At 66.1% G+C, this 16,445-nt stretch carries 9 protein-coding genes and 1 pseudogene; 1 reads left to right on the top strand and 9 read right to left on the bottom strand.

Annotated elements, in window-relative coordinates; all coding sequences use genetic code 11:
* From ACIG5F_RS41705 to ACIG5F_RS41665, 9 genes and pseudogenes are all read right to left on the bottom strand, one after another.
* Nucleotides 1-272, bottom strand: a pseudogene (locus ACIG5F_RS41705) (hypothetical protein); the annotation flags it as partial.
* Between the two features lie 357 nt (nucleotides 273-629).
* Nucleotides 630-1,046, bottom strand: coding sequence for a hypothetical protein (locus ACIG5F_RS41700; protein ID WP_396525734.1), 417 nt, complete (start codon nucleotides 1,044-1,046; stop codon nucleotides 630-632).
* A gap of 232 nt (nucleotides 1,047-1,278) precedes the next feature.
* Nucleotides 1,279-2,301, bottom strand: a complete 1,023-nt coding sequence (locus ACIG5F_RS41695) for a polymorphic toxin-type HINT domain-containing protein (RefSeq protein ID WP_396525733.1) — start codon at nucleotides 2,299-2,301, stop codon at nucleotides 1,279-1,281.
* 230 nt (nucleotides 2,302-2,531) lie between these two features.
* Nucleotides 2,532-2,963: a hypothetical protein gene (locus ACIG5F_RS41690; protein WP_396525732.1), complete on the bottom strand. Its 432-nt coding sequence runs from the start codon at nucleotides 2,961-2,963 to the stop codon at nucleotides 2,532-2,534.
* Between the two features lie 18 nt (nucleotides 2,964-2,981).
* Nucleotides 2,982-3,236, bottom strand: coding sequence for a hypothetical protein (locus tag ACIG5F_RS41685; protein WP_396525731.1), 255 nt, complete (start codon nucleotides 3,234-3,236; stop codon nucleotides 2,982-2,984).
* Nucleotides 3,217-3,597, bottom strand: a complete 381-nt coding sequence (locus ACIG5F_RS41680; RefSeq protein ID WP_396525730.1) for a polymorphic toxin-type HINT domain-containing protein — start codon at nucleotides 3,595-3,597, stop codon at nucleotides 3,217-3,219. The genes ACIG5F_RS41685 and ACIG5F_RS41680 overlap by 20 nt, the downstream gene beginning before the upstream one ends.
* 23 nt (nucleotides 3,598-3,620) lie before the next feature.
* Entirely contained in the window at nucleotides 3,621-3,800 is a 180-nt protein-coding gene (locus ACIG5F_RS41675; RefSeq protein WP_396525729.1) for a hypothetical protein, read from the bottom strand.
* A gap of 61 nt (nucleotides 3,801-3,861) precedes the next feature.
* The gene (locus tag ACIG5F_RS41670; RefSeq protein WP_396525728.1) at nucleotides 3,862-4,296 is read right to left on the bottom strand and encodes an Imm1 family immunity protein; all 435 of its coding nucleotides are present in this window, start codon (nucleotides 4,294-4,296) and stop codon (nucleotides 3,862-3,864) included.
* Nucleotides 4,296-14,180 (bottom strand): polymorphic toxin-type HINT domain-containing protein, encoded by a 9,885-nt coding sequence (locus ACIG5F_RS41665; protein ID WP_396525726.1) that lies wholly within the window; start codon nucleotides 14,178-14,180, stop codon nucleotides 4,296-4,298. Before ACIG5F_RS41665 ends, ACIG5F_RS41670 begins: the two co-directional genes overlap by 1 nt.
* A 268-nt stretch (nucleotides 14,181-14,448) precedes the next feature.
* Between ACIG5F_RS41665 and ACIG5F_RS41660 the strand changes: the two genes are divergently transcribed.
* Nucleotides 14,449-16,356 (top strand): tachylectin-related carbohydrate-binding protein, encoded by a 1,908-nt coding sequence (locus ACIG5F_RS41660; protein ID WP_396525725.1) that lies wholly within the window; start codon nucleotides 14,449-14,451, stop codon nucleotides 16,354-16,356.
* Nucleotides 16,357-16,445 lie beyond the last annotated feature (89 nt).

The raw sequence follows: 16,445 nt of genomic DNA, 5'->3' as shown, positions 1-16,445 counted from the left end.
ACCGAGACTCCTTCCACCCGGAGGCTGCCGATCACCTCGGCGATGTGTTTCGTGGTCGCGTAGATGTCGACGTAGGCGTCGATCGGTTGCCGGCCGACACGGACGCTAGTGGGGGCGCCGACCGTGATCCGCACTGGGACGGTCCACACGGTCCCGGTGGTCGACATGCTGAACACGAAGTCGTTGGCTATGAAGCGCGACCGGGACCAGTAGTCCGACCAGACCAAGTAGGCGGTGCCGCCGGGGTCGATCTCGAAGCGGCCAACGCTCAACAGTCCAGCCTGCGGGCCCCAGGGCGCAGCGCCGCTGAGAGTTGGAGATGCTGCTCGTCGCAAGTCTGGCTCAGCTCGGGTTGCCCTGTGGCCTGGTAGGCCTCGCTCAAGATGTGCAGCGCCTGGATCCGGGCGGGCAGATCGCTGCTGTGATGGGCGTGCCGCAGCGCCTCGCGAGCCGCGGGGATGGACTTGGCCGGATGGCGTAGCCCGAGATAGGCGGCGGCGACCGCGTTGTTAGGACTGTTCTTGGCGGCTCCTTCTGGGTCGCTTACGCCGAACTACTACTGACGGGTGCATGACGTTCGCTGTTCTGCGGAGGATCGAGTTGAGCCCACCCTCCGCCTGCAGCTTCGATCACGGGATGTCGCTGGCCTCCACCGACAGCAGCCCGAACGGGGCGAAGTCTGCCGTCAGTCGGTCGAGGTACCAGCCGAGTCCGATGAATCCTGGAGCCACCTGTGGCGAATCGGCATACGGAATAATGAAGATGCGCCTCGACTCGGGCTGAATATGCAGCGTGCCGCCGTGTCCGCTTCCCTTCCAGGCGACCGAGATTCCTACCTCTATCTTCGCGGCCGCTTTCTCTTCTAGCATTGCCAGTATTGATGCTTCGGCCGCAGGGCTCGCCGTCTGCCAATCGTAAGCGTCAATCTCCGTGTTTTTCATGAATGAGATCCGATTGTGTGCAACAAAGCCTCCACCGCTTTTGCGTACAACCTTTACAACCTCAACAAACTGTGGAACTTGCTCGAATGTGAAGTCGAGGCTCACGCTTCGGCTCATTGTGCATCCTTAAATAGGTTAACGTACCTCATATTTGACCCCCTTCTTGTCGAGCCAATCTGTAATCTCGCTTGGAATCTGATTCTCCCGAGTAGATCATGAAATTGGCACCGTTGCTGCTCGCGATGTCTCGCACCTGACCGGTCGTGGATTTGAACTTCTGAAGCTTGTCTGGATTATCTAGCAACATCTGCCAATAGTTGCCAGACTTGGCTTCATGTCACATCTCCTTGCTATTGGTCGTGTACCTCCCGTCGAACTGTCGCCCGCCGGACGTGAACCCATCAGTGCTGCCGAGCTCCTTCATCAGACGAAGCTCGTACGCGCGACCAGCGTAGACGCCTGGCTTGCCGCAGTCCTTGGAGTTAGGGGACGGCCCATTGTGTACTAGGACCGTGAGCCCACCAGAGGACACGTAGTAGGTGTGTGCGCCGTCGACGGTCAGGTTGTACACCTTGGTGTTCTCGTCATAGCGGTGCAATGCGACGACAGTGACCTCGCGGCCGCTATCGGTGCGCAACTTCTCACCCATCGCCAACTGCCCGGCATCGACCCACTTAGACAGGTTGTCGACCCAGAATGGATGGTTCTCAGTAGCTGTGACGGACGCCGTTGCGCCGCCATCACCTATCGTGACGTCGACAAGATGCTTGAGGCCCTGTCCAACGATCACATCGGTGACCGGTTTGTCGGCCGACTGTCCGGTGGTGGGGTCGGTGGCGAGGACCTGCTCGCCGACATGCACGTCGGAGATCGGTTTTTGTGAGCCGTCGGTCATCTCGACCGGTGTGGACGCGGTGAAGCTGTTGAACAGCGCGCACAACGCGCTGCTGAGGCCGTCCTCGGCCTTGCCGAATAGGTTCTTCAACCCGGGAATGCCGTTGATCACCGAGTCGAGCAGGCCGTCGACGGCCGGTCCTACCGCGCCGCGGGTACCCTTGAGCAGGCTCTCCAGTGTTGCAGAATTCGCGAAAGGCTTGATGATTTTGAGCTCAGGGCCGAGCCCGAGTAAACCGATGTCGATCGCGGTCGACCCACAGTTTTCGTACTCGGGGCCATAGCCATTGTTGGGTTGCCATCGACCGTGTCCAATGAGGACGTCCAGGGTGGTGACCACGCTGTGGAGACAGTGGTATGCATCCATCAAGGTGCCGGTGAACCCGTCCCACACAAACTTGGCGGCTGATGCGGCGGCATCGCCGACGTTGCCCCAGAAGTCGCCGGACGAGGCCGAGACGACCACTGCGTCGCCGCCGGAGTGCCATTGCGCGGACCATCCTAGCGCTCGCGGCGACAACGTAGTGCACCTCGATGTGATACGTCATCAATACTTTCGTATCGTTTCGACGGCTTTTGTTAGGGCTGTTCTTGGCAGCTCCTTCTGGGCCGCTTACGCCGAACTACTGATGGGCGCATGACGTTCGCTGTTCTGCGGAGGATCGAGTTGAGCCCACCCTCCGCCTGCAGCTTCGATCACGGGATGTCGCTGGCCGTGACTGATTGTAGACCCAATGGGGCGAAATCTGCGGTCAACCGGTCGAGGAACCATCCGAGGCTAGTGAACTCAGGCGCGCTGGGGACGGCGGGTGACCCGGCATCCGGCATGAATGAGATCTGGTTGAGGCTGGGATAAACGAGCACGGTGCCGCCACGGTTGGCATCCGGCCATGCGACACGGATGCCAACCTCGACACTAGCAGCAGACTTTTCGGCAAGCAGGGCAAGTATGGACGACTCGTCGATGGGATCGCCGAAAATCCAGTCGTACATGCCGTTCGAGTTCTCCACAAAGAAAAGCTTTTCGTCGATAGCGAACACTCCGCCCTTGGTGCGTACGGCGGCGACAATTTCGATAAAATCTGGCATCTGGTCGAATTTGAAGCCGAGTGTAGTGCTGCGGCTCATGACGCCCTCTCGGTGTAATTAGCGCACCTCATACGGGATCCCCTTTTTCTTGAGCCAGTCTGTGACTTGGTCTGGGATCTGATTCTCGGAGTAGAGCATGAAATCTTTGCCGTTGCTGTCCGTGATCCGCTTCAACCTTCCCATTGTGGACGTAAAATCCTGCCACTTGTCCGGGTTATTTGTCACCAACTGCCAATAGTTGCCCGACTTTGCCTCGTACCAGATCTCCTTGCCGTTGGCAGTGTACTTGCCGTCAAACTGCCGTCCACCCACGCTGAACCCGTCTTCGCTGCCAAGTTCCTACATCAGGCGAAGCTCGTAGACCCGGCCACTCGGCACCTTGGCATTGCTGCAGTCCTTGCTGGACGGTCCGTTCGGTGCACCGTTGTGCACGAGCAACGTGATCCCGCTCGGTGACACGTGGTAGGTGTGTGCCGTCGACGGTCAGGTTGTACACCTGGGTGATCTCGTCGTGGGTGTGCAGGCCGGTGACAGTCGCCGAGTGGCCGTCGTCGGTGCGGAGGCGTTCGCCGGTCTTGAGGTTGCCGGCGTTGATCCACGTCTTCTGGCTGTCGACCCAGAACGGGTGGTTGCTTGTCGCCGTGACTGAGCCTTGGCCGCCGTTGGGGTCCACGACGGTGATGTCGACGAGATGCTTCAGGCCTCGGCCGACAAGACGATCACATCGGTGACCGGCTTGTCGGCCGACTGCCCGGTGGTGGGGTCGGTGGCGAGGACCTGGTCGCCGACATGCACGTCGGAGATCGGTGGAGCTGGATAGCGAAAAATTAGTGACCTGATGCTGGGTGAGGCGCGGTGCGACACCTCGACCAGCATCAGTTAGACCCGGCTTCGGTGATCTTTTAACCGTTACCGAAATGGCTTGCCGCTATGTTTATCACCAGATTTCGGGCACCTGCCACTCGATGCAAGTGGGCCGCTGGCCGCCGGAAGTCAAGAATTCCTTAACGGCCTGACGTACGAGCTCGACGGGAACCTCGGAACGGGCGGGAAATTCGGTTGCCGTGTTTCCGATGTAGTAAGAGATTTCCCCTCGCCCCTCTGAGTTGCCGAGCGTCACGGAGTTTCCTGTGGCGTCCATGAACTCCAGAACGCCTACCTTCAGGTTGCCGTCCGCTCCAACTAGCAGCTCGTGGTCTGGAAACCCGGACGGCAGTAAAGGGCGATCCAGCGAGTGCAGTTCTGCCATGCTGCAACCATCTGGGTCGGCGAGGAGTGTGTCGATTAGTTGGTCGACATCTTCGGGGGTGGTGAGCATTGGGCGCACATCGATGTTTTCCTTGCGATAGTACGCTTTGATGCGGCGCGTCATTAATGTCCTCCGTACGGCTTTGATAGCCACCCACCACTTCCGTCGGGCCAGTGTACCGTAAGCGTCTTCTTGTCGAGAAGTGCGTCGAGCACGGCATCACAACCCAGCTGCTGGCGACATGGTCCGTCGGGGTTGTTTATTATTACATCGCCACTGTCAATTCCGTCCCGGATCATGATTGCCGCAAACTTTTGCTCAACGTCGCTGGCGCGCGCCGATGTTGACGACCCTTTCAGGATGCCCTTTTTTTGAAGTTTGTCGTTAATGATGTCTATCAAGCGTGCGTCGTTAAGCTTGTTGCCGCTTATCAAGTTGTAGGTTCGGCCATCTGCGGCCACCCCTGTGCCTGATGTGGGACCTTTGGGGGTAAATTTCGGGAGTCCGGCACCCGTTTTTGTTGGGTCGAAGCACCCGGCGTTGTGGACCAGTACCTGGGCGTCCCCGGTGCCCACGTAGTAGGTGTGTGTGCCGTCGACGGTCAGGTTGTACACCTGGGTGGTCTCGTCGTGGGTGTGCAGGCCGGTGACAGTCACCGAGTGGCCGTCGTCGGTGCGGAGGCGTTCGCCGGTCTTGAGGTTGCCGGCGTTGATCCACGTCTTCTGGCTGTCGACCCAGAACGGGTGGTTGCTTGTCGCCGTGACTGAGCCTTGGCCGCCGTCGGGGTCCACGACGGTGACGTCGACGAGATGCTTAAGCCCTTGGCCGACGATCACATCGGTGACCGGTTTGTCGGCCGACTGCCCGGTGGTGGGGTCGGTGGCGAGGACCTGGTCGCCGACATGCACGTCGGAGATCGGTTTTTGTGAGCCGTCGGCCATCTCGACCGGTGTGGACGCGGTGAAGCTGTTGAACAGCGCGCACAACGCGCTGCTGAGGCCGTCCTCGGCCTTGCCGAAGAGGTTCTTCAACCCGGGAATGCCGTTGATCGCAGTGTCGAGCACGCCGCCGACGGCCGGTCCTACCGCGCCGCGGGCGCCCTTGAGCAGGCTCTCCAGTGCGGGAGAGTTCAAGAGGGGCTTGACGAGGTTAAGCTCGGGGGTGACCGCCATAAGACCGATGTCGATCGCGGTCGACGCGCAGTATTCGTACTCCGGGCCATAGCCGTTATTGGGTTGCCATCGGCCGTGTGCAATGAGGACGTCCAGGGTGGTGACCACGCTGTGGAGGCAGTGGTACGCATCCATCAAGGGGGTGGTGATCCCGTCCCACACGAACTTGACGGCTGATGCGGCGGCATCGCCGACATTGCCCCAGAAGTCGCCGGACGAGGCCGAGGCCTGCTGCACGGCGGCGCTGACGTTCTGCACCACCGGCCCCTGGTCGGCGACGAGTTTGGCCTGCATGGCCGCGTAGGACTTGTCGATGTCGCTGACGGGGTTCTGCAGCTGGCTGACCTGCTGCGCGGGCAGATCGGGTGTGGTGGAGACGACCTCGGACTGCTGGGCGTAGAAGGGCTGGTACATCGCGGACGGGATGGGGATCGGGTTGTTCTCGGCGGCGCGTTTCTCGGCCGCCCGGGCGGCGATGGCCGGGTCCGGTGGCGCGGGCCGGCTGCTGCCGCCACGGCTGCCGCAGTTGGTGTTGCACTTGCCCGGCAGGTATCCGCTGCCCCCGGATTGGCCGATGGTCCCGCTGGCACTGCCGCCGTCGCCGCTGTCGCCCAGGCAGTAGGCGTCGAGCTGATAATCGCCGCCCCCGGAGTCGCCGCAACCGTTCTCACAGGACACGAGCTGCGACGGGTCGGTGGAGCCGCCGCAGGAGGAGCCACCGCTCCCACCGCCGCCACCGCCCCCGCCTCCGCCGCAGTGATCGGAGGAGGTCCCCACCTGGGTCACGCAGACGTCGCATGGCCGGCCGTCGCACATCAGCGGCGAGTGGCCGTCGGGGTCGGTGTAGTTCAGCGGCGCGGAGTTGCCGTAGGCGTAACGATTTCCGTCGACCGTGTCCCGTGAGGCGAACGTCCCGGTGCCCGGTGTGTACCACCGCGCGTTCATGTCGACCTGACCGGAGTCCGGATCCGTGTAGGCGCCCTGGAACCCGGCGGACGATTTGGCTCCGGACGACGAGGTGACCTGGCCGAACGGGTCGTAGGAGGTCGAGCGCGACAAACCGGTGTTGCCGTCGCCGGGCTGGAAGCCGCCGACGACGTCGCCGTGGGCGTCGGAGACGGCGAGCTGCTTGTCGTTGCCCTGCGCGGTAGACAGCAGGCTGCCGTCGGGGGACCGGCTGAAGTTCGTGGTGCCGTCGCTGGCCAGCGCGCTGCTGGGCCCGGAGTAGCTCATCGCCGAGCCGTTGCGGGTGGCGACCCGGTCCAGACCGTCGTAGGTGTAGGTGTTGTGGCCGTCGCTGGCCAGCCGGTCGAACGCGTCGAAGGACATGTTCTCGGTCAGGCCCGAGCTGGTCCGCGATGCCAGGGTGCCGCGTGGTGTGTACGTGTAGGTGTAGTCGCCGTCGGACAGCAGGCGGTTGCGCTCGTCGAACGTGGCGGTCTTGCCGCCGGCCTGGATCCGGTTGCCGGCGGCGTCCCAGTTGTACTGCGTGGTCGTGCTGCCGGCGGTCCACGACTTCATGCGGTCGGCGAAGTCGTAGGTGTAGGTGTTCGTGCCGGCTCCGGTCGTGCCGGTGGTGGTCTTCTGGGTCAGGTTGTCGTTGAGGTCGTAGCCGTAGCCGATCGACGAGGTGACCGTGCCGACAGCAGTCTTGAGGGTGTCGGAGGTGAGCCGGTCCAGGTCGTCGTATCCGTAGGTCCGGTTCTGCCCCGAGGAGTACAGCACGCCGGAGACATCGCCGGCCTCGTCGTACTGCGGTGTCTCCAGCACGCCGGTGGCGGCGTCGGTCATGCCGCTGACGCGGCCCTTGTCGTAGCTGTACCGGGCGGTGCCGGAGGCGTCGGCACGGGTGGTCATGCGGCCGTCGGCGTCGTAGGTGAAGCTGGCGTTGCCACCGCCGCCGGTGGCCGACAGCACGTCGCCGCGGTCGTCGTAGTTGATGGTGATGTCGCCGCCCGGCGCGGACACGGTCTTGATCCGTCCGGCGTCGTTGTAGCCGAGGACGCGGTCGGTGGTCGGCGCCTCCGCGCCGGCGCCGGTCTGCTTCGTGAGCCGGTTGAGCTCATCGAAGCTGCTGGTCGTGGTGACCCCGCCGGGAGCGGCGAGCGAGATCTGGTTGCCGGCGGCGTCGTACCCTGCGGTCCAGGTGCTGGCCGGCTGGGTCTTGGTCGCCGGATCCGTGACGGTCTCGGGCAGCCCCAGGCTGTTGTAGCCGGTGATGGTGGAGTTGCCGCGGCCGTCGGTGCTGCGGGTCAGCCGGCTGTCGGCGTCGTAGCCGAAGGTCTGGCTGATCGAGTCGGTGTCGGTGGTCGGCACCGTCTGCCTGGTCAGCCGGCCGGCCGCGTCGTAGTCGAACGTCGCGGTGTGGCCGAGCGCGTCGGTCGCGGAGACCAGGTCGCCGGCCGGGTCGAAGCCGGCCGATGTGCCGCGCAGGCGGGTGCCGCCGTCCTTCCAGTCCGATGTGGACACAGGGCGACCGGCCTGGTCGTAGCTGGTCCAGTGCTTGCGTCCCTTGGCATCGGAGGCGAGGACCTGGCGGCCGGACAGGTCGTATCCGAACTGGGTGGCCACCTTGGCCGCGTCCGTGTACGTGACCATCTCGCTGAGCGCGTCGTAGCTGAAGCCGACGGTCTCGCCCTTCGGCGACTCGATCGAGATGGTGTTGCCGAGGTTGTCGTAGCCGTACTTGGTGGTGAAGGCGCCGGGCTGAGACGACCGCTCGACCTGGGTGCTGGTGATTGTGCGGCCGAGGTCGTCGTAGGTCCAGGTGGTGGTGGCGCCGCCGGGATCGGTGGCCTGCAGCAGTTCGCCGTCGTGGTCGTACTGGAAGACCGAGGTGCGGTTGCCGGGGTCGTGGCGCTGCACCAGCCGGCCGAGCTGGTCGTAGTTGTAGCCGGTGACATTGCCGCGTGGGTCGGTGGTCGCCGAGACCCGTCCGTCGACGTCGTAGGTGGTGGTGCTGGTCGGGGTGATCGCGGTGCCGCCCGGCGGCGTGTAGACGGGCCCGGACTGGGTGACCACCCGTCCGTCGGCGTCGTAGCCGACGTGGCTGATGTCGCCGACCGGGTCCTTGAGCTCGACGGGCTCGCCGAAGGAATCCAGCCCCAGCTGGGACATTGGGCGCACCGTGGCCGGCGTGCCGCCCTTGGACTCGGCGGCTACGGGCGGCAGTGTCGTACTGACCTGCTGGCCCTGCTCGTCGTATCCGTAGTTGGTGGTGAACGCGGCCCGGTCGGCGCCGGCGACGTTGCCGCGTGGGTCGGTGACCGACACGACCAGATTCCGCTGGTCGTAGCCGTAGGAGGTGGTCAGCAGTGAGGTGCCGTTGTGCACCGACTGGCTGGTCTGCCGTCCGGCGGCGTCGTAGCCGTAGTCGACGACCTCGTTCACGGTCGGTGTCAGGTCGCCGATGTTGGAGCTGTTGCCGGTGCGGTCGACCCGCGTGATGTTGCCGTTGAGGTCGTAGGTGTAGTGCGTGGTGCGGGCCAGGATGTCGGGGTCGATGGTGGTCGAGGAGATGCGGCCGACCGGGTCGTAGGACGTGGTCGTGGTGACCTTGCCGTCGCCGGTGACGCTCTTCACCACGTTGCCGGCGGCGTCGTAGCTGTAGTCCTGCAGCACCAGGTCCTTGGTGGTGCCGTTGGGGTTGTGGAAGTCCTTCGCGATGACCTGGTGGGTCAGGTCGTTGGCGTAGTAGGTGTAGTTCAGCGTCCGCCCCATGGCGTCGCTGGCGCGGACCAGCCGGCCGCCGAGGTCGTAGGCATACGAGCGCAGCACGAGGTCGTCGTGGGGTGTGGTGTCCGCTGCGGCGCCGTCGCCGCCGGGGGCCGCGACGGCGCCGACCGGGTCGCCGGTCCACGCCGCGACCAGCACCTCGGCGACCTGGTTGCGGGCCGTGTACAGGTACTTGGTCTTGGTGCCGGCTGGGTCGACCGTCCACACGCGATTGCCGAAGCTGTCGTAGCCGTAGCTGGTGGAGTTGCCGGCCGGGTCGGTGTGCTTGATCAGCCGGTCGTGTCCGTCGTAGGAGTTCGTGCTCGTGCGGGTCTTGTCGCCGCCGGTGAGGTCGTCGACCCTGGTCGAGGTGACATTGCCGTCGGCGTCGTAGCCGAGTGTGGCCTGCAGGGTGTGCTTGACGCCGGTGACGGCGTCGGTGGTCGCCGGCTCGGTGACGGTGGCCAGTCGGGACAGCGCGTCGTAGGTGTAGGTCGTGGTGACCCCGGCCGGCTGGCTGTCGGAGACCTGGGTCCGGGTCAGCGTCCGTCCCAAGCCGTCGTAGGTGTACCTGGTGGCCATGCCGGTCGGCGCGGTCACCTGCATCAGGTAGCCGGTGACGTCGTAGCTGTACGTGGTCACCGCGCCGATCGCGTCGGTGGACGTCAGCACTAGGCCGGGCGGCGCGCAGGGGCAGATCCCCGTCTGCGTGCCGGACATGCCGGTCGACGGGTTGATGCTCTCGCGGCCGGTCGTGTACGTGTGCGTGACGACTGCCCCGTCGGGCGTGGTCTGGGTCGCCAGCTGTCCGGCGGCGTTGTAGGTGTTGGTCGTCTTGTAGGTGTCGTCGGTTGCGTTGGCCGACCGCGCGTCACGGCTTTCGGTGAGCTTGTCGTTGCGCGGATCGGTCTGGTTGTCAGAGTTGAGGAAGTAGCTGAAGTACGCGGTCTGGCAGTCGGTCTGTGCTGTGCGGCACGTCTTGCGGGACACCGTGTTGCCGCGCTTGTCGTAGCCGAGGCTGACCTGGTCGCCGTTCTCGTCGGTGACCGTGCTCTGGAAACCCGCGCTGTCGTAGGTGTAGGTGCGCACGCCGCCGCCGTCGACCACGCCGCCGGTCGTGCCGCCGCCTCCGCCGACGGGTCCGCCGCACAGGATCGGGCCGCCGTCGGTTGGGGTGGTGCAGGTGTCGGTGGTGGTCGTCGGCGTGGTCGGGTCGACCGGGCGGTCCTCGGGTCGGATGCCGACGCCCAGCGGGGCGACGAACCGGACGATGCGCCCGCGCAGCGGGTCGTAGTCGTATTCGTGCGTCCGTCCGCCCGGGTCGATGACGGAGGTGACCTTGATCGGGTTGTCTGGGGTGCCGTTGATCGCCGGCACGCCGAGGGTCCACAGGCCGCCGTTGCTGTCGGTGTACTGGTGGACCCGGTCGTCGGGCAGGTCGTAGGTCACGGTCGCCGCGACCTTGCCGCTGGGCAGGGTGATCTTGTCGAGCTCGTCGGCGCCGGCCGCGGCGGCGACGTGCGCGGCGATCGACGGCTGCCCGATGGGGTGCTCGTAGTACGCGGCCTCGGCGAGGTCGCCGGTGAAGTGCTGCCATTGCCCGCCGGTGGTGCCCGGCCAGTCGCCCGGGTTGACGATGAAGTCGGCGCCGAGTTGGTTGTCGGTCATGTCGAGGGCGTCGATGGCTCCGTTGAGTTGGCCGACGAGTTGGCCGTCCAGGTACATCAGCTGGGTGGTGAGGGCGCCGGTCAGTGCCACGTGGTGCCACTTGCCGTCGTTGACGGTGCCGAGGGTGGTGATCGGCGCGATGTGCCCGGTCCACAGCTGCCCGCGCAGCTTGCCGTCGGTGCCGACGTACAGCATCGGCGCGGCCGCGGTCGGCGCCGTGTCGCCGCCCAACGGCTGGTTCTGGTAGCCGACCAGCGGGCCGCCTGTGGTGGTGCGGAACCACAGTTCCACCGCCATGTCGCGGTTCTTGCGCAGGACGCCGTTCGGGAGCGTCACGGCGCTGGAGGTGCCGTTGAACGTGGCCGCCGTCGACGCGGTGGTAGGCCCGGCCGTCCCGAGTGTCACGTCCTTGTACTTGCCCTGGTCCGCGCCCAGGTTGATGCCGACCTGGCTGGTCGCCGCGCCGGCGCCGGCCGGGTCGCCCAGACGCCAGTAGGAGTCGGGTTTGGTGTCCAGCACGGTGCTGCGGTAATGCGTGCCCGACTCGTAGTTGTAGACGGTGCAGCCGCCTCTGGGGTCGCAGACCTTCGTCAGCTTGTCGCCGTCGTAGGTGTAGGTCCAGGTCAGGAGCGTGCTGCCGCCAGGGCTCGTCGTCACCGACGTCACGTGGGAACCAGTCCAGGTGAACGAGATGCCCTGAGGGGTCCGGCCGGCGACCGGCGGCTGGTGCACGGCACTGAGCCGGTTGTTGGTGTAGTCGAGCACGATCTGCTGGCCGTGACTGTCCTTGAGGGACGCCAGGTGGCCGTTGACGATCCGGTAGGTCGCGCCGGCCTTGTCGACAAGATCCCATTCGGCGCTGGTGGGATGGGTCAGCACCGCGTAGCGGCCGGCCGGGGCGGCGTAGCTGCCGTCCGGGTTGAGGCCGAAGCGCACCTGTTGGCCGTCCGGGTAGGTCACCAGCACGTTGCCGGAGTTGTCGTTGTCCGGCAGGGCCGACATGTCGTACTGCGTCGCCCAGCCCTCGCCGAAAGCCAGGTTGCGGCGTGGGTCGAGGCTGTTGTAGGTGCGGGCGACGGAGATCGACGGGCCGCTGGTGGCCAGCGAGGCGTCCACCGCGCTGCGGAAGAAGTTGCCCACCTGTGGGTCGAAGTCGTTGTTATCGGTGCTGTAGGGCGCGTTGCCCAGGTGCGACGTGATCTCGGGCTGCGGCACCGACTCGAACAGGGCGCTGTCGGGCAGCTTCGGGGACTCTGAGTTGCCGTCGAAGGCGAAGACCCGCCAGACATACGTTTTGCTCCACACCAGTTTCCCGGTCGGCACGGTCCACGTCTGCGATGAAATGTGCCCGGAGTCGAAGCAGTTGACCGCGTTGCCCGCACTGTCGCGCTCGCACACCTCGAACCGGTACTGCAGCGTGCTTCCGGGGAGGGCGTCGATGTCCACGCCGTGGGCCCACAGCTGCGGGGTCAGCGTTGGCGCGGAGTAGCCGTTGGGTGGGTATTGTTCGCCGATCACCGGTGCGATGTCGTAGACGTGCAGCATCAGCCGCGCCGGCGGGATCTGCTCGTCGGTGAACATCGGCCCGTTGCGCTGGAACATGCTGAAGTCGAGGTAGTAGTCGCCGGGCTGCAGCGGCTGGATGGTGGCGGTGAGATCGACCGACTGACCGCGCGCGACGTCACCGGGCAGCTGCGCGGCCTCCACAGTGCCGACCAGGCCACCTCCGGCGCTGTACACCCGATAGCCCAGCGCGTAACCGTCGTGGCTCCAGGCGTCGGCGCCGCGGTTGGTCACCGTGATCTTGATCTGGCCGCTCTCGGTGCGGGTGACCGGAGGGGCCGGCACCGGCTGGGTGATGTTGTAGTCGGCGTTGACCCTCGTGTAGGTGACGAACAGCTTGGGCGGGTTGGCCGTCCGCGTGCCGGTGAACTTCTTCCAGCCGTAGCTGTCGGTGTCGGAGCCGCGCACGGTGAGGCCGTAATTGGGCATGGTGCCGTTGACCCACGCCTGGACGACGTCGCGGCCGGCCGGGCCGAGGTCGATGCCCTCGCCCGCGACCGGGCAGTCGGACTTGCTGTGCCCGGAGGCGATGTAGCCGTGGGCGAATGACGACTCGGAGAGCTCCGGGCCGTAGGTGGGGTTGTTGCTCCACGGCGAGGTGACCGCGTGCACGTACACCGGACTCGGCACGCACGACCAGGCCCAGTCGTTGACCATCCACAGCTTGGCGCCGAAGACCTTGACGTTGCGCAGGGTGTTTTCGATGCCGTCGAACTTCAGGTAGGTAGCCGCGTGGATGTTGTCGTCGCCGTCGAAGCCGGTCTTCAGTTCGGTGCCGCCGTCGTTCTGGACGCCGTTCTGCACGTACATCGACGCGCTGGACCCGACCGGGAGCACCGTCGGGTCGACCACGACCGGATAGGCGCGGGCGGGGTCGTTGAGCCAGTTCTGGTCCAGGTCGATCCGCAGGCCGCCGGGCACCAGGTGATAGGCCACGCCGGTGGAGGTGGCGGGGTCGCCGGTGTGCGGATTGCGGCTGGAGTCCGACATCGACCCGGCCGGGACACTCGCCCTCTCCGCGCCGGAGGCGTCGACCAGCGCGATCCGACCGTCCACCAGCTTCGCGGTCAAACCCTTGAGCTGCAACGGGAACAGAAAACTATGGGGCGCGTTGCGCGAGGCCAGCACCAGCGATTCCTTGACCCCGCCGGGCTGCACGTCCAGCCGCATGTCGGTGTCGGCCAACACCCCGGGATAGGTGACGGTGCTGCCTTCGACCTGGCCGGCCACCGGCCGCGCGCCGTCGAGTCCGTAACCGAACACGTGGTCGCGGTCGAGGCCGAAGCTGACCATGCCGTTGCTCCCGGCCTGGCCGGCGAAACGCGATGACACCTCGTCGGAGGCGTTGCGCCATCCGTTGCCGTCGGGCACCAGACCGGTGTCGATCGGCTGCCAGCTGCCGTCGGGCTTGCGGTAGTTAACCGGGTCCTTGCTGAACTCGGTGGTCTGTGTGCCGTCGGCGTTGCGATAGGTCGTCTCGTACCGGCCGCCCTGGGCAGGATCTTTCTTGCTGGTGGCCGGATCGAAGCCACGCGCCGAGGTCGGACCGACGCTCACGCTGGCGGTGTTGGCCTTCGCCTTGGCCGCCGGGAACGTGATCGCCGGGTAGTCGGCCAGCAGGCCGCGGGCGGCCTGCTGATTGCCGGCGGTGGTGGCCACGACGTGGTCATGCTCGCCCGGTAGCTGGTTCGCGGCGTCCTCGGCCGAGCCCCAGTGTTGCCTGGGCGCCAAGGACAGCGCGTCGGCGAGCGCGTGCAGATCGCCGAACAGCGGTGGCGTCACCTGGGCGACGGTTGGCCCGAACACCGCGACCACCAGCACCACCACGAGCAGGTTGACCACGACACGGGCGCGCCGTAAGCGGGCGCGCCGACCACCGGCAGATGCCACGGTAGATCCCCCCTGAAATTGTGGACCGCCCCCAGGCGGCACGCCGACAGGATGCGGCAACCGGCCAGGTAAAGGCAAGGTGAAATTGGTCTAACACGCCCTGATGGTGCCGTCAAGGAGGCAATTGGTTAGCCCGATGGGACGCTTATCATGTAACGCGAACGACCGCACGGGGCGCGTCATAGAAACGTCACGACGATCCTGTACGGTCCGCTCCGGCCGGCCGAGTCGGGTCGCCCATCAAGCAAAACACAATTCAGGGGGGACATTGAGAACACACGGCCACAGATTCGCCGCGACCGTTCTCGCCGCCACCGCGACACTGTCGATCGCCAGCCCGATCTCCATTGCGCACGCGGATTCGGCAACGACGTGCACGGGCCCGACGCAGATCGTCGCCGCGCTTCCCGACGGATCCACCCGCATTTACGACCACACCGATCCCGTCGGCGGCTCCTCCACCTGGACCGGCCCGACCGTGGTCGGCGGCCCCAGCGGCGGCCTTCTGCTGGGCGGCCCCGATGGCGACGTCTACAACCTCCTGCACAACGGCGAATTCCGCCGTTACCACTGGAACGGCACCGGCTGGGACCCCTACCTGGTCATCGGCCAGAACTGGACCGGCTGGGACAGCCCCTCGGTCCGCAATCGCATCACCGTCGACTCGCTCGGCAACATCTACGAAGTGCCCAACGACGGCAACCTCCACGTCGCCCGGTACGACCCCGCCGCTGGCAAGATCGTCGAACGCGAGGTCGACACCAACTGGGGCAACTACGACCTCATCCTCGCCGCCGGGCCTGGCGTCCTCTACGCCCGTGACCCCAGCCTCAACAGCGGCCAGCTCTACCGCTACCGGTACGACGCCAACTCGCAGCGCTGGCTGCAGCGGCAGAAGGTCCTCAGCTCCGGCTGGAACATCTTCAGCGGCATGTTCTCCCCGGGCGGCGACACCCTCTACGGCCACACGGTCGACCCCCACGGCGACATGCTCTGGTACCACTACACCGACGCCACCGGCGTCTGGGCCGGCGGCAACAACCTGGGCTGGGGCTGGGATCCGAGCTGGCTGATCGCCTCCGTCTCCAACACCTGCAGCACTCCGATGACCCTGCCGGGTAAGCCCCACGTCACCCCCGTCAGCCAGGCCGCGACGACGCTGCTGGCCAACGCCTCAGGTCGACTGGAGTACTACTACGTCGGCAAGGACGGCAGCGTCGTCGCGGGCGACCAGACCAACGTCAACGACAACAACACCGCCCAGTTCGCCGCACTGCCCGGCTACAGCGGCTCCACCGGGCGCGTGGCCGCCGCGCTCAACGACAACGGCGGCGCGCAGACGTTCGCCCTGGGCGGCGACAGCGAGATCCGCGGCTCCGCACAGGCCGCGATTGGCGGCACCTGGCCCACACTCAGCCCCGCTGGCGGCTACTTCCCCACCGAGCCGACGATCGTGCGCAAGCCCGACAACACGCTGGTCGCGTTCGGTCTCGACGACCAGGGCGGCCTCTGGTTCCGGCCGCAGGCAACCAAGAACGGCGAACTCACCGCGTGGCAGAGCCTGGGCAGCACGGGCATGAGGAACACGCTTACCGCCGTCGTGCAGGGCAGCCTCATTCGGCTGTTCGCCCTGGACGCCAACGGCCGGCTCAACACTGCCACGCTGACCGGCGCCACGCTCAGCTCGTGGACCCAATTGGCCGGCCTGGTCGGTTCGACCCTGCCATCCGTGGTGACCCGGTCCGATGGCACCACGCAGGTGTTCGCCCTTAACGACAGCGACAAGACCGTGCGCGCCATCCGCCAGAACGCCGACGGCACCTGGCCCACCACGTGGACGACCACCCCCAGCTTGACCGCCGCCGGCGCGCCGTCGGCCTCGCTCACCGCGGACAACTCCGTGGAGGTCACCGTCAAGGCCAACGACGGATACATCTACCGCACCGGCCCGGTCGCCCCCGGCAACCCCGCCTTCCGCGACTGGTCGGTGGTCGACCCGGCGCACAAGGCGGGAACCGACCCGACGACCGCGCTGTTGACCACCGGCATCTGGGTGGTCGTCTTCCGGGACCCCGACGACCGCCCGATCCTCTTCCACACTCTGCCGTCGAACCCTCAGGCCAAAACGGCAATCCCGGCTCTCGTCGGCGGACCACTGCCGCCGCGGATCCGCTGAGGGGCGTGGGGGGGGGGGGGGGGGGGGGGCGGGGCGCCCCCCCCGCCCCGGGGGGGGGGGGGGGGGGTGGTTTGGGGGGGGGGGGGGGC

The sequence above is a fragment of the Kutzneria sp. NPDC052558 genome (genome assembly GCF_044547355.1).
Classification (GTDB): Bacteria; Actinomycetota; Actinomycetes; order Mycobacteriales; family Pseudonocardiaceae; genus Kutzneria.
The sequence above is the reverse complement of the archived record's forward strand: the minus strand, read 5'-3'. Positions and strand labels throughout refer to the sequence as shown.

What these genes read in the sequence shown, in the direction of transcription:
- ACIG5F_RS41690 (WP_396525732.1), bottom strand. Translation starts at nt 2,963, where the DNA reads ATGAGCCGCAGCACTACACTCGGCTTCAAATTCGACCAGATGCCAGAT.
- ACIG5F_RS41675 (WP_396525729.1), bottom strand. Translation starts at nt 3,800, where the DNA reads ATGCTGGTCGAGGTGTCGCACCGCGCCTCACCCAGCATCAGGTCACTA.
- ACIG5F_RS41670 (WP_396525728.1), bottom strand. Translation starts at nt 4,296, where the DNA reads ATGACGCGCCGCATCAAAGCGTACTATCGCAAGGAAAACATCGATGTG.